Annotated in this window: 10 protein-coding genes and 1 pseudogene; 5 read left to right on the top strand and 6 right to left on the bottom strand. The window is 39.8% G+C overall.

Going from position 1 to position 14,535, the window contains the following annotated elements:
• Positions 1–27: 27 nt before the first annotated feature.
• From IEW82_RS04650 to IEW82_RS04640, 3 genes are read right to left on the bottom strand one after another with little or no spacing between them, the layout of a single operon-like run.
• Positions 28–846 carry a carbohydrate ABC transporter permease gene (locus IEW82_RS04650; protein WP_229672323.1) on the bottom strand — a complete coding sequence of 273 codons (819 nt, stop codon included), beginning with the start codon at positions 844–846 and terminating at the stop codon, positions 28–30.
• Complete coding sequence (locus tag IEW82_RS04645) at positions 843–1,733, bottom strand: carbohydrate ABC transporter permease (RefSeq protein WP_188689935.1); 891 nt, start codon at positions 1,731–1,733, stop codon at positions 843–845. The genes IEW82_RS04650 and IEW82_RS04645 overlap by 4 nt, the downstream gene beginning before the upstream one ends.
• 40 nt (positions 1,734–1,773) lie before the next feature.
• Positions 1,774–3,087 carry an ABC transporter substrate-binding protein gene (locus IEW82_RS04640; protein ID WP_188689932.1) on the bottom strand — a complete coding sequence of 438 codons (1,314 nt, stop codon included), beginning with the start codon at positions 3,085–3,087 and terminating at the stop codon, positions 1,774–1,776.
• A gap of 462 nt (positions 3,088–3,549) precedes the next feature.
• On the opposite strand from IEW82_RS04640, the gene IEW82_RS04635 reads away from it, so the two are divergent.
• The 5 genes from IEW82_RS04635 (at position 3,550) to IEW82_RS04615 (ending at position 10,242) form a co-directional block, all read left to right on the top strand.
• Positions 3,550–4,692 (top strand): GntR family transcriptional regulator, encoded by a 1,143-nt coding sequence (locus IEW82_RS04635; RefSeq protein WP_188689929.1) that lies wholly within the window; start codon positions 3,550–3,552, stop codon positions 4,690–4,692.
• Between the two features lie 128 nt (positions 4,693–4,820).
• Positions 4,821–5,126 (top strand): iron-sulfur cluster assembly accessory protein, encoded by a 306-nt coding sequence (locus tag IEW82_RS04630; protein WP_188689926.1) that lies wholly within the window; start codon positions 4,821–4,823, stop codon positions 5,124–5,126.
• 530 nt (positions 5,127–5,656) lie between these two features.
• Positions 5,657–7,156 carry a MocR-like pyridoxine biosynthesis transcription factor PdxR gene (pdxR, locus tag IEW82_RS04625; RefSeq protein ID WP_188689923.1) on the top strand — a complete coding sequence of 500 codons (1,500 nt, stop codon included), beginning with the start codon at positions 5,657–5,659 and terminating at the stop codon, positions 7,154–7,156.
• Positions 7,157–7,188: 32 nt separating this feature from the next.
• Positions 7,189–8,394 carry an aminotransferase-like domain-containing protein gene (locus IEW82_RS04620; RefSeq protein ID WP_188689918.1) on the top strand — a complete coding sequence of 402 codons (1,206 nt, stop codon included), beginning with the start codon at positions 7,189–7,191 and terminating at the stop codon, positions 8,392–8,394.
• Between the two features lie 735 nt (positions 8,395–9,129).
• Complete coding sequence (locus tag IEW82_RS04615; RefSeq protein ID WP_229672321.1) at positions 9,130–10,242, top strand: AbrB family transcriptional regulator; 1,113 nt, start codon at positions 9,130–9,132, stop codon at positions 10,240–10,242.
• A 462-nt stretch (positions 10,243–10,704) separates the two neighbouring features.
• Here IEW82_RS04615 and IEW82_RS04610 read toward each other — a convergent pair.
• The 3 genes and pseudogenes from IEW82_RS04610 to IEW82_RS04600 form a co-directional block, all read right to left on the bottom strand.
• Positions 10,705–11,652 (bottom strand): annotated as a pseudogene (locus IEW82_RS04610) (IS1380 family transposase).
• 502 nt (positions 11,653–12,154) lie between these two features.
• Entirely contained in the window at positions 12,155–12,757 is a 603-nt protein-coding gene (gene srtD, locus IEW82_RS04605) for a class D sortase, LPxTATN-specific (RefSeq protein ID WP_188689915.1), read from the bottom strand.
• Positions 12,754–14,463: a glycoside hydrolase family protein gene (locus IEW82_RS04600; protein WP_188689912.1), complete on the bottom strand. Its 1,710-nt coding sequence runs from the start codon at positions 14,461–14,463 to the stop codon at positions 12,754–12,756. Before IEW82_RS04600 ends, srtD begins: the two co-directional genes overlap by 4 nt.
• Positions 14,464–14,535: the final 72 nt, after the last annotated feature.

Genomic DNA, 14,535 nt, shown 5'->3' with positions numbered 1-14,535 from the left:
GCCCATCGTGAAACATCTAAAGTGGATTTATTGTTTAATCGCTCCACCTGCCGCTTGAACAATGTAGCGTTGAAGAAAGATAAATAAGAGAACCATTGGTGTCATGACAATAATGACTGCCGCCGCTAAAAGCGGCCAATTGTTGCTGAATTGGCCGTAGAAGACAAAGAGCCCACGTGTCAAAGGCCAAAGATTTTGATCAGATAAAAAGACAACAGGTCCAATAAGGTTGTTCCAAGCACCTATGGCATCCAGCAGTCCCATAGTTGCTAAGGCTGGTTTAAGGAGAGGAATCAAGACCTGAAAGACAAATCTAAAATAACCACAACCATCCAACGCAGCGGCTTCATCCAACGCTTTGGGAATACTTTTGATATAGCCAACAAAAAAGAAGAAGGATAACCCTGTTCCAAGATTGAGAATGATATACCCTATTCGTGAATTGAATAGATGCAATTTCAATGCCTCTGTGAAAAGTGGAATTAATCCACCTGGGAGAAATAACGAAATCACAAACAATAAGTAAATGGCATTTGAGAACTTCAAGTAATTTCTCGCGACAGGAAAAGCGGCTAAAACAGATAACAGAAGGCTCAGCCCTGTGATAAAAACGGTATAAATCACGCTATTCAAGAAGTAATCTGTCATATGCCCTTGTTGCCAGGCATCAACAAAATTGCCCCATTCCAGGTGCACTGGAATGGCTAAGGGGTCAGCCAAAAACCCATGCGTTGTCTTTAATGAGATCATTAATAAGAAAAGAAGGGGAAGCAAATAGACACCCACCGAAAGAATCCAGCCTACAACATGGACGGCCACTGTATCGAAAGTCGATTTATTCTTCACAGCTCAACCTCCCTCCTCCGCAAATACCATTGTAAAATCAAGGTCACAATCAGAACGAGCGCAAACTGTAGCATTTGAATCATTGATCCATACCCTAGTTGATTGGATCCACCGAAGGCCGTGTTAAACATATCCATTCCTAATGTCATCGTTCCAAATTGTCCACCAGTCAACACATAAATCAGGTCATAGGTGCCAAGAGCACCAATCACACATAACAGAACATTGACCGTTGTAGATGCTGCAATCATTGGAAACAGAACATGCCTAAACCGTTGCCACCGAGAGGCCCCATCAAGCTGCGCGGATTCCAGCAATTCCGTTGGCACAGTTTGAAGCCCCGCCAGATAAACGACCATTGTGAATCCTGCATTCTGCCAAATTTGTACAAATATGACGAGTGGTAGCGCCAGTGTGTTCGATCCAAAGAATGAAGACGAATGCCCAAATACAGCTTTCCAAATGGGTTCTATCGGTCCACCTATAGGGGAAAATAGCAGAGACCAGATGAGACCCGTAACCACCACGCTTAACACCACCGGTAGAAAGACAAGGCTACGGTAAAATACCGTCCCCCGTGTCTTTTTATTGAAAACCAGCGCCGCAAAAAGACCTAATGCATTTTGCAGGAGAGTGACACAGAGTGCAAAAATAATAGTGATACGGATCGCTTTACCAATTCCAGAAAAACCAGAAAAGGCCATCTTATAATTTTCCAATCCAACAAAATGTAATGGTGTACCCGGTATCCCACTATATTGAGTAAAGGAATAAATAAAGGTCATGATGGACGGATAGATTTTAAAGGCGCCAAATACTATGATTGCTGGCAAAAGACCCAAAAGAGGCATCCATTTTTTAAAGCCTTTTTTACCAAATACATTCAATATAATCCCCCCCTTAGCCATAATTCGGATGTCGCCAACACTAATGCGTTGCAGCCGTCCATTGCTGAGTCGCCTTTTTCAACAGTTGATCTACTGTATACTTACCTTGAGGTTTAAGATAAGCGGTATCCGTTTGTAAATAAGCGAGATCTCCAGCATTAGAGGGGGTAAAAATATGAAATTCATATTGCATGTTATCTAAATACTCCAGCTCCGTACCCATCCATGGCTGCGAAAGCTTCTTGATATCTTGTGTTGGAATAGCACCAACGATATTCTCCCACTCTTTATAATGCTTTGGCTGAGAGAAGAATTTCACATATTCCAGGGCGAGCTTTTGATGAGGCGCAGCAGTTGGAATCGTCCATGAAAAGTCTCCAGCCACTTGCATGGTATTTTTTTCAGGATCATCCGTCATCGGCAACGGGAACCAGGAAAACTTAAGGTTCGGATTAGCCTGATGCACCGCATCTCCATCAAATGTTCCATCAACTAACATCGCCGCCTTTCCATTGGCAAACAAGCCAGGAGTCGGGGCATAAGGTTCACCGAAAGCATTAGGTTCAAAATATTGGGATAATTTTTGGTAGCGTTCCATTACAGTTTTAAATACGGGCTGATTAGCCCAAGTGGTTTTGCCAGTCCATAGCTCCTTATTAAGCGTATCCGCCTGATCATGTGGAAGCGATTGTTGAATCCCTGCTTCTACAATCATTTGATCCCATCCATCTTTAGCACCGACCATTAAGGGTGTGATGTTATGAGATGCAAACACCTCACATACATGAACAAGCTGATCATATGTTTTAGGAATACTGAGATTGTATTTTTTAAATAATGCTTCATTATAAAACACTCCACCTCGACCATATGCCGCCATAGTAACCCCGTATAATTTACCTTTATACCCCATGAGGTTCATTTGATCCTTTTTCGAAAAATATTTATCAATAAAGGGCTCATTGGTCAAATCCTTTATTTGCCCTGCATCAATCCATTGCTCTAACATGCTGGGCTGTAAATTTTTCATATATGATTTAGGCACCTGGTTACTGATCGAAAATTGTGCCATAACATCAACAGTATGTGCACTCATCTGTGTCTTATTAAGATTGTCCCAAGCGGATGAGCTTGTCGGCGCATCGACTAAATGAACATGCACGCCAGGGTGCGCCTTCTCAAATTCTTTGTTTAATTTTTTTGTTGCTTTAATAGCAGAAGGATTCGTCCATTCAGTAACATTAAGTGTCACTGAACTGCTGGAGCTTGATTTCTTAGAGTCACAGCCCGTTAAAAAGGCCATAAGCAGTATAAGAATAACTACCGTCACACTTATTCCTCGCCTTATTTTCACTATTTTTCTCTCCCTTACTAATTTTTGAACACTAAAAGGACATCACAACAGTTTGGCGTTTATCCACCTTTGTTTTTTTTGAAGTGTTTTCAATAAAGCTTCCGATTGCCTCTATGGTTTAGTTACAGACTGGCGATTTTATGCCAAAGATACTATCGAGCCGTCCTATCATTCCTCCTTCGCACTCTTTTTGTAAGCGTTTCAATTTACACAATACAAATATAATACAAAAAACTTATTTAGTCTATATAAATGTATTAATTAATATAAATATCTTCTAAAAACACATACAATAATACATTTAAATACATTAACTATAGAATGCATGTCTTATAAGAAGGCTATTTTTTTCGGACAACGTATCTCTTATTCACGCAGTTAAAGGCGTGGCAATTCGACGAATATATGTTATAATAAATGTAACAATTAATCGATTCTTAATATAAAGTTTTGGAGGTTACAATGACAAGCCAAAAGAATAACGCGATTTACTTACAAATAAGTAACGATCTAAAAGAAAAAATCTTAAACAACGTCTACGAAGTCGGAGATAAACTCCCTACCGAAAATGATTTAATGGAAGCCTATAACGTGAGTCGCGTCACTGCAAGGAAAGCACTGGAAACTCTTGTTCAGCAAAACTTCATCGTCCGCCACCCCGGAAGAGGCTCTTATGTGACTGAAAATAAAAACACGACGGTTTCTGATGGCACTATCTCAAATGATACCCCTTTAATAGGGGTCATTCTTCCGGAGGTGACACCTTGCTTCGGCACACAAATCCTTCCTGAAATTGGAAAAGAACTCAAAAAAAATGGGCTCCATCTCATCTATAGTGGCACAGAGGATAATCAGTATCATGAGGCCATTGCGATAAAAGAGATAAGAAATTTGCCGATTTCGGGCTTGATTATTTGGCCTGCATCTGGAAAATACATTGGTGAAGAAATATTAAAGTTGGTCATTGATAAGGTGCCAGTCGTGTTATTGGATCGATATATCCAGGACATTGAAACCAACTATGTCATTTCAGATAATAATGCAGCGACGAAAGAGGCCCTAAACTATCTACTTACTTTAGGCCATCAAAAGATCGGCATATGCTCAAAAAGTCCAGAATTTGATTCATCGATTAAAGAGAGAGTCTCAACAGCAGCAAACCTACTTTCCGAAAAAGGGGCTTCTTTTAATCCTAATGAAGATATTATCTTAGTATCTGAAAACGCCTTTCAAAATAGTGAATCTATTGAAGCAGAAAGAGAGGCTATGAAGCAGCACGTCCAAAATTATTTATCTCAACATCCAGAAACAACCGCTTTTTTTGTGACAGAGTACTACCCTGCTACATTGCTTTATCAAGTTCTCAACGCATTAAATTACCGCATACCTGAAGACATTTCAATTCTTTGCTATGATTCACCTGAGTTTAAACTTGAGCAGGTGGTCAAATTCACACATGTGCAACAAAACGAAAAGCATTTAGCCCAAAAAGCGGTCTCACTATTACTTGATTCGATAAACAACAAAGTGAAGAACGCTTCTTTCCTAATCGACGCCTCTTTGGTTATTGGGGATACGACGGCTAAACCCTCTCTCAAAAGCTAAATGATGCTTCTGTCCTGCGCGAGATACCCCACTTCTTGCGGAGCATCACAAGCCTATAAACAGGATTTTCTTTGGTAAATATGTGATAATAAAAGCACACGACCTTTATAAAATAGGAGATTATATCAATGAAATGTAAAATTAATCGTAACGCGGCTAAAATCATGAAGGAAATGCTAGCAAGCGAAGAAGCAAGGGGACAGATGCTTCGTGTCATTGTAACGGAAAATCATGGAAACCATGCCCATTATGCGCTCACCTTCGGGACACCCACAGAACATGATGAAATCGTGCATACGGATAAAGGCATTGACGTCCTCCTAGATACTCGGGATAAGGAGTTTTTAGATGGCGTTTGGATTCAATTCTTCTATGTGCCAGAAGAAGGATTTGACATCGTCAATCCCTCTAAAGGACATCCCAATCATTTTTAAAGCACTGCTGTCTGGCTGTCATCTACTCCTCTAACGTTAACGTTAATTTCTTCTCCATACGCCTTCATTCGCCTCAATAATATTTTAGAAAGCACGGGTTAGAGCAGAAGGTTTTCTGCGCATAAAGAAGTCGAATGCATTCACAGTGCCTCATCGAATGCATTTGGCTTTTTCAATGGAATTAAGAAGCGCCCCGTTCAAAATCCCCTGTTCCTGCGTCTACTAGACACACTTTCTCGTCAGCTTCCTCGGAACAACTCGGGCGTTAACTCGTGAAGTACCGCTCGACCTATTCTCGCTTTCATCTCTTTATTTTAATTTCGTTACCTGTATTCTAGCCTGCTTCTTTTAAAATCTCATGAATCAATCGTCACGTCCCTCTTTTCGTCTTGTCCTAGCCCTTTCTAGAAGTGCACATATCAAATTGGACTGCAAAGGATATAACCAATTGGCTATTTTAAAATTAAAAAACGATGGTATGATGGGAATAACATTTTTTGAAATAAGCGAATATTCAAGGAGATTATACAATGCGTTTAGCCATCAATAAGCACGCATCCACCCCCGTCTACATTCAAATTAAAGATGCGTTGAAGGAGCAAATACTTTCTGGAAAACTCCCGGCTGGATTTATTCTTCCACCCGAACGACGCTTCGCAAATATAAACGATGTCAGTCGAAGTACAGTCATTAAAGCCTACGACGAGCTCAAAGCATTGGGATTGGTGGTTTCCTATCGCGGGAAGGGAACCATTGTCGCTGAAAAATCAGAGCCCGAGAAAACCCATGAAGAAAGCCATGTGTTTCCATTATCGTGGCATCCACTATTCGAAAAGAAAATAAACGACATTAATGACACAGTGAGCGATCCAATGAATACCAGTCATCAGCATGACGTGATTTCATTTGCTGCTGGAATAGGCGACCCAAGCCTGTTTCCTCTCCAACAAATCGAAGGTATGCAAAAGAATCTCAATCAAGCTGAACGCCTTAATTTTACTGCTGTGGAAGGTTACTATCCACTTAGGGAGCGCTTAAGCCAATGGATGTCTGTACGCGGCATATCCGCTTCCCCTAAGGATATCATGATTCTTTCAGGCTCCATGCAAGGTATCGATTTTACCGCACGCACCTTTCTTTCTCCTGGTGATGCAGTGATTGTCGAGGAGCCGACATTTCTACAGGCTATTCAATGCTTTAAGGCAGCAGGCGCAAAAATCATCGGTATTCCCTTAGATCGACATGGATTACGGACAGATATTCTCGAAGCACAGCTTGCACGATATAAGCCTAAATTTATCTACACGATTCCGACCTTTCATAACCCTACAGGTACTGTAATGAGTATGGAAAGGAGATTGGCATTACTTAATCTTGCTTACAAATTTCAAGTGCCAATTTTAGAGGACGACCCTTATGGTGAACTGTATTTTTCTAATGATAAACCGTTAGCTCTTCATGCCCTTGATCGCCATGGCTACGTCATATATTTAAGCACATTTTCTAAGGTGTTGTTTCCAGGCATGCGAGTGGGGTGGCTAATAGCCCCAGAACCTGTCCTTAAAAAATTCGCAATATTAAAACAAATAACCGATCTTCAGGCGAACACACCTGCTCAGTTAGTGCTGAATCAATTTCTAAGAGAGGAAGGCATGGAACAGCATTTACATCAGCTATTGCCCATTTATAAAGGGAGACGAGATATGATGCTATCGGTCATAGAACAAGGAGAAGGCTTAATACCTGTAGATATTCCACAGGGAGGTTTTTATCTTTGGTGTCGGATTCCGCCTTCTGTTTCTCAGAAGGAACTCTTTTCTTTATGTCGTGATAAAGGGGTCAGTTACTTACCAGGAAACCTATTTTTCCCACAACAAAGTGAAGGGGAGCATTTTATAAGACTCAATTATACTTACGTGTCACAAGAGTCTATCAAAAAAGGAATAGGCCTCCTGCTGGAGGCAATCGCACAGCTCGACCAAAAAAGCGACAACAGAAATATAAAAGAGGAATCAACACCAATTGTCTAATCCACTGGTAAGAAAAAATGGGAGGATTTCATATGTTTGCAGATAAATTATCCACTCGTACACACTTTGTTGGGACTTCTGAGATTCGCGAAGTATTGAAGGTTACCGAAAAACCAGAGGTCATTTCTTTTGCTGGCGGTCTGCCGGCACCTGAATTATTTCCTGTCGAAGACATTAAAGTAGCTTGCGATGCTATTCTTACAGAATCAGGAGTAGAGGCGCTACAATATAGCACTACAGAAGGCTATACACCACTAAGGCAGGCGATCGTTACGCGCTTAAAAAAAATGGGCATTGATACAACTGTTGATCATCTGTTGATGATAAGTGGCTCACAGCAGGGGCTTGACTTAACTGGAAAATTACTGCTCAACGAACAGGATACGGTCATCTGCGAAAGCCCTACCTATCTAGCAGCGATTAACGCCTTTAAAGTCTATAATGCTTCTTTCGTGGAAGTGGAAACCGATGAGGACGGTATGAACATGGAGAAGCTTGAGAAAGCTCTTCAAACCAATCCACAGGCCAAATTCATATACACAATTCCCGACTTTCAAAATCCAACAGGCCGCACCCTAAGCCTTTCACGACGAAAAAAAATGGTCGCATTAGCGAACCAATACAACGTTCTTATTGTTGAAGATAATCCTTATGGCGCAATACGCTTTGCAGGAGAGCCATTACCTCCTATTAAGCATTTCGATACGGAAGAGCGCGTCATCTATCTTAGCACTTTTTCTAAAATTTTCTCACCTGGGCTTCGTCTCGGCTGGATTTGCGCCCATGAGGATTTTATTAAGCAATATGTCGCTTTCAAACAAGCCGCAGACTTGCATACCGATAGTTTTGCTCAAAGAATCACTGCAAAATACATCGAGTTATTTGACCTTGATGCCCATATTGAAAAAATCAAAGCCGTTTATCACCATCGGCGGCAAACCATGATTGACTGTATCGACAGATTCTTCCCTAAGCAGGTCACCCACAGTTCTCCAGAAGGTGGTTTATTTATTTGGGTAGAGCTTCCTGAGTCGGTCAATTCACGTGAAGTCTTTGAAGTTTGCATACAAAATGATGTCGCTTTTGTGCCAGGGCAAGCCTTCTTTCCTAATCTTAAAAAGGAAAACACCTTCAGATTGAATTATTCTAATATGCCCGATCGGAAAATCATTGAGGGGATGAGGCGATTAGGACAGGTGTTGCACTCATTTTTAAATAGCAATGTTGCAAATTTTTAGAAGGGTAGATCCCCCGATTGCCTTTCCATCTGAAGTAGGAAAAACCGGGCAAAGTTTTGAAGTGCGCCCGGTCCCTGTCTAGGTATAGAGCATCATCATATTTGGAAGAGACTTCATTGCAAAGTCAAGTGGATTGGAGCGCCGCTGACTCATGATGCGCTGCTAGAGTCCAGTGGGAAGTGGGAGATCGGTAAGACCCCGCAGTGCGCAGCATAGGGAGGCTTACCACTCCCCCGCAGAAAGCGAGCTACCTGGAGCGGAAGCGTGCACTATCCACTCCATTAACACCAAAAAAATAGGTCCTTAAATATTAATAAGATGCCGCCTTGCTACTCATCTGTTTTGGACAGCTAGGACGGCATTTTTCTTACCTATGATCCACAAATCCCCATGACTTCGCCCCCACAGTCCCGTTCTATATCCGTTTGTTTCCTCAGAAGATCAGCACCCAGCTCCATTAATGGATACATTCGAACACGTTTAAGACTAAGAGGAATACTTACTTAAAGGAAAGCGGTACCGTATATAAGCACTGTAAATGCACGGTATTACCAGCAAAGAAAAAATGAAGATAAAAGCAAAAACCTCTACATCCAATCACGACCCTTCCCCATCAATTTATTCGTTTTCATTTCACTGACTTTTATTAAGTAGTATACTAAAGATAGTGTGATTTTTTTGACTGAGTTGTTTAAAAAAACGAGACAATACTCGAACTTGAAAAGAAGTGATTTTATGATGCTTTCTAACTTAAACCAAAATAAATGGATGCAACTTTTATTTACTTGCGCTCTCGCTATTGTCGGCGGATTAATCTTTAAAATTATCCATCTCCCAATTCCTTGGCTCTTAGGACCCATGATCGCTGTCCTTATTGGCTCCAAGGTCGCTAAACCTATTAAGCCCCATTGGCCAAGAGCGATACGCGACTCAGGGATGATTATCGTCGGCTATATGGTCGGACTATCATTTACATTGGAGACTTTAAAGGAAATTGGCAAGCAGTTCCCTTCAATGGTATTATTCACAACACTCCTCCTCGTCTGTAGCTGCGGTCTAGCATGGGTTATATCTAAATTATCCAAGGTATCTTTTCCAACTGTCATGATGGGGAGTATTCCTGGTGGCCTTAGCCAAATGATTACATTGGCAGAGGAGCTCAAAGGTATCGAGCTTACTGTTGTGACATTTTTACAGGTCTCACGACTTATGATGATTATCTTTTTCGTCCCTATGCTCGTCTTTAGTCCGCTTTTCAGTGCTTCCGAACACCAGCAAACCGGACCTGTTACTCAAGCTGCAGCAGTAAATTGGGGAGATTTGTTTCCTCATATTATTATTTTTGCCTTCGTGTGTGTCCTCGCCGCACTCATCGGAAAGGCAATAAAATTCCCAACAGCCTTTTTGCTGGGACCTATGATTGCTACGATCCTTCTCAATCTATCGGGTTTTTCCGGGCCATCGCTGCCCACAGTCATCATTAATGCCTCCCAGCTAATGATTGGTAGCTACATTGGTCTCATGTTAAAACCTGATAATTTGAAGATTAGATTCATGTTATTGGCATGCCTAAGCGGTATTGTCTTAATCGCTTGCTCAATAGGACTGAGCCTGTTACTATCTAAACTCCACGCCGTTGACACTGCAACCAGCTTCTTAAGTCTGTCTCCTGGTGGAATGGATCAAATGGGAATAATCGCTCAAGAGGTTCATGCAAATCTAACCTTTGTCATCTGTTATCAGCTTTTCCGAACACTGTTTATTTTCATCGCGGTACCACCATTGTTAAAAGCTATTTTCAGATCAAAGTTACAAACAAATCCTTCCTATAAGAAAAACGCCTCTTGAAGGAAGCACACACAATGCAAAAGCTTAATTTGGTTAAAATAATTACTCCTGATTTATTCATACTCCAAAAAAATAGGATTTGTAGTCAAGGCCAAGCTTTTTTTGAAAATAATATTGAGAGATTCACTGCGACGAAGCATTTATAATAATCGCACAGTACAAAGCTACCTGTTTTTGGGCATACTTTTCCCTTGGCGCGAAAATAAATGTTAAAATTGGGTATAGCATGGGTAGGTGATTTCCGCTCCAGGATGCTCGCTTTCCACGGGCACGGCCTTAGCCTCCTCCCTCGCAAAAGACGATTGGTGCGGGGTCTTCGGACGCGTGCTGTTCCGTAGGAGTCTCCCGCCATACGCTCCAATCACTCGAGTTTTAGCCTCTGAATGTGCTGTAGTATGTCCCCAAAAAATGTTTGATAAACAAAGCTGGAAGATAACTTGAAGTACAATGATCGACCTGACTTTACTCATTTGCTGGCCACTTTAATGATCCTTGTCCGTATCGTTTGAATCTGCATATTCTTTTGTCCCTCTGGAAAGTGTACGAAGCCAGTTCGTTAGGTTGTACGCCAGCAGGCTTAAGCATCATTCTTACCTCATTAACTTGGAAGGAATGGCTGCACATTCTATCAAAGTTAAAACCATTTTTTACTTCCTTGATGTAATTTTCCATCTTTCCTCTTTTCTGATAAGCACGGACGATAGCCTTCGGTGAAAAAGCATCCATCAGGTTTGTCACAAAGAAAGAATGGGTGAAAAACAATTCGCCAGCCGGCCGAACGGATTGGACAATCACCTTTCGCGGTTTAGCCCACGCTTGATAGTCAATCTCTTCATAATGCATTTCCGTCTTTGATACATCGGATGGCATCGTGTTGGGGTGTAGCTCTTTTGCGAGACTTTGTAAACTGGCGTTGGATTTCAATCGAATGACGTAAAATACCGATTCAGCTTCACATAAATCGTACAAAGCGGGGACGGCAAAGCCACTGTCCCCACGCAAGAAAAGTAGGGTTGCCGGGAATTTAAAGTTATAATGGGCAATAAGTGGCTTCACAAAGTCCACCACGCCATTGGAAGTATAGACATTCCCCGGAACGCAGCTGAGCTTTTAGAAAATAACCTGTCATGCCGCCAAAGGCTCCCAAAGGGTGAAAGCCAACCGTACCGTAATGGCTATTGTAAGTGCCTCTTCTTGTTCACCGTATGTATCGGCATGGGTAGAATCCAAATCAAAGATGAGTGCCTCTGGCCCTCTATGTTGATGGAGTTTGTCTAGAAGCTCTTGATTGGCTTGATTTAATCCTTCAATTGATTGGTCATCAAATCGATGAAAGAAGTGAGATAAACTCGGTTGAGAGGCCAACGCCTCTGTTCCAATGGGTTGTGTAAAAACAGGGTCATTCGTCAAAAGATCAGCCGCGTCATCTTCGTCATTTCTTCTAATCCTGGTAATTTCATGTTAAAATGCATGTACACGCAACTCCTATCTTTCTCTTGTTTCTCATCAATTCAAGTGTAATAGATAGAGGAGTTTGCCTGTATTTTTATGCTTAATTGTTTTCGAACCCCAACATATATAATAGAGCCATAAAAAAACACTCCTTTAGGGTTATGACCCAAAGGAGTTAATAAAATCAATTAGATATGAACTTTTCAATGATAAAATAGATTTTTTCAACACCTTAAGTCGAGACAAGCAGGAATATTAGCCAGTTAATAATTCGAGTCATACAACTGTTTTAATAAATATCCAATCAGATTACTATCCTAATGGTATAGAACCTAAAATATTTTGAAGTAAATGTAATACCACTCCTAATAACCCATTGACAACTTCCATATGACTCCCCTCCTTTTCCAATAGCTTTATTAATTTTCACCTCCTTTATAATAAGTTGAAATAAATAAGATCAGCTATTTTTTCTATCCACAGCATAAGCATATATAACATATCGCTTAGGTGCATGACCGATGTATCCAAAAGGATAGCATGTAGAAATTAATAATTTTTCTTTAGTTCCCCTTAAGGCATCCCTTACCACTTTTGTATTATTACTATCAACAATTTTTGCATTTCTCATCTGATACTTGTATTTTCCATATGGGAGGTTTAATATAAACATATCGCCCTTTTTTAATTTACCAAAATCTCTAAAAACAGTATCTCTATGTCCCGCTAATAGAATCGGTTTTCCCTGTCCTGGAAATCCCGTGGTCGTATAGTGCCCTACTCCCTTTGCAAGTTCCTTTTGTTCTGTTCCTTCTATAATAGGGAGATTCCTTTTAAGCTTAGGTATTTTCAATATTCCTACAGGGTGATCAAGTTTTGGATTAAAAGTAGAACCATCGTAATTTCCACTATCAAGATGATTTTCCTCGGTCGGCTGCTCCAAGCTTTGTTTTACATCAGAAAACGACTGACTAATTTGATGTTTTGTATGAAAGAATTGATACCCACCTATAAAAAGTAAAATTAAACCCAATGCAATTAAAATTGAACTTATATATCTCATGAGTTTGCCACTTCTTCCGTTTTCACTTCCATAAGTACATCTTTTAAATAATGACAATACCCTGATAAATTATGCTCGATATCATCAATTCTAATACGAAAGGAATGATGCCTAATAAAAAACCCATTGATAAGACGGTTTGGCGCTTTGAAATACATGGCAACCTCAGGATAAAAAAAACCATTTAATTGATAATGCGCGCGATGATGGATTGTTTTTACTAATTGATTGATATCGAACTTTCTAAGGAGTGCATATCTATCCAAATTTTCCATCCTCCTAACCATTTGATAGGCAGAGGTTGTTAATTCTAAAAAAGTAGGATAAGTTGTTTCTCGTTTAAAAATGAAATCCAAGCGATGAAATACATTCTTTAATCCAAATTCAAAATATCTATCTTCTGGCCTATACATTGTGAGTTCATTGGTACAATAACTTAACCAATGATCATGATTTTTCCAGTAGTCATTTTGGATAAAATAATTAAAGGCATGTTCTACAAGTGTTAACCATCTTGGATTTTTGTCGATCCCATACAAGCGCGTTAACGCGAATGAGGCTTCTCCATCATAATAGACAATCCGAAACGTCTCCTTAACTGTTAAATCAGGATAATTTAAAACATGCACAAACGCCCCTGTATCTTTCTGTTGCATTTTTTCAATACCCCGAGCCAAGGCTTGAGCTAAAGATAAATATTGCTTATCTTGAAAAACCTCTATATATTTGGTAAATGAGAGAATTGCAGCAGCGTTAGCTCCCAATTTAATTTCATGTCCATTGTGATCATCAACAACATAAGCATAGGATTCTTCATCAATAGGGTTAAATTCATATATCGCATGCTTGATTAAATAATCCAATGCTTTCTGAATGGGTTCTATGAGTTGTTTGTTTCTCGTCATCTCGTATGCCTCAATCATTGAATAGACCGTACTTGCATGTCTTAAAATGTTATACCAATTTATGGTTCTATCAAAACAACTGAAATAGCCATATATAAATTTACCATCTTCTTTAATCATGGAGCCTAAAAATTGGGATGCTCTATCAATAATGTCCAAGGTACTTTCAGGTTTTAAATGATGCACTTTTCGTCTTCCATTATCTAAAAGCGTTGAATTTAGTTCAAAATACTCTTGATCATAAAAATAACCTTTTGTACGAAATAGAATGACGTCTTTAATTTCATTAAAATTTACTGGAAATCTTAAATTGCGATATTTCATGACATAATTATTAATGTTTCTTTCATCTAAATAAGCTCTTTGATAGGTCTGGTCATATTTAATAAATGCATTTGCATTCACTTCCTGCTCTAAAAAGGCTAAATTAAAGCCATCATCAAATGAAATCCCATATCTAAAGTAGTTCTTTTTTGTCATGGTAATTTCATTAATAAAATCAGGAATAGATAGCTGTTTCATATCAATAACCAAATCAGCCTTGATCCAGTCGGGAGAATTACTTTGTTTTTTGATATATTTCATAGCTTGATTGACGGAGCTTTTCCAACTCGATTCAAAATGATTACCTGTCCCGACGAAAACCCGTGCTCGAGAATTCCTCCATCCTACAGATATGAAAACGATGCTTTTTTTCTTAATTGTTGTTTCATAGTCAGAAACAAGAAACTGTTTTTTTAAGAATGCTAATTTCATTTTGACTTCTTTAAGTTTCTGCTTCAATGTTATGACTTGTGGCATATTTAACACTCCATAAAAAGAAAGGTTAAACCCACTCATAATAGAGTGGGTATGTGATTTTTACGAGCTTAT

The sequence above is a fragment of the Pullulanibacillus camelliae genome, assembly GCF_014642655.1.
Classification (GTDB): Bacteria; Bacillota; Bacilli; order Bacillales; family Sporolactobacillaceae; genus Pullulanibacillus; species Pullulanibacillus camelliae.
The sequence above is the reverse complement of the archived record's forward strand: the minus strand, read 5'-3'. Positions and strand labels throughout refer to the sequence as shown.

Coding starts and splice junctions, on each gene's coding strand:
- srtD (WP_188689915.1), bottom strand. CDS start 12,757: ATGAGATATATAAGTTCAATTTTAATTGCATTGGGTTTAATTTTACTT.
- IEW82_RS04600 (WP_188689912.1), bottom strand. CDS start 14,463: ATGCCACAAGTCATAACATTGAAGCAGAAACTTAAAGAAGTCAAAATG.
- IEW82_RS04615 (WP_229672321.1), top strand. CDS start 9,130: ATGATGCTTTCTAACTTAAACCAAAATAAATGGATGCAACTTTTATTT.
- IEW82_RS04635 (WP_188689929.1), top strand. CDS start 3,550: ATGACAAGCCAAAAGAATAACGCGATTTACTTACAAATAAGTAACGAT.
- IEW82_RS04620 (WP_188689918.1), top strand. CDS start 7,189: ATGTTTGCAGATAAATTATCCACTCGTACACACTTTGTTGGGACTTCT.
- pdxR (WP_188689923.1), top strand. CDS start 5,657: ATGCGTTTAGCCATCAATAAGCACGCATCCACCCCCGTCTACATTCAA.
- IEW82_RS04630 (WP_188689926.1), top strand. CDS start 4,821: ATGAAATGTAAAATTAATCGTAACGCGGCTAAAATCATGAAGGAAATG.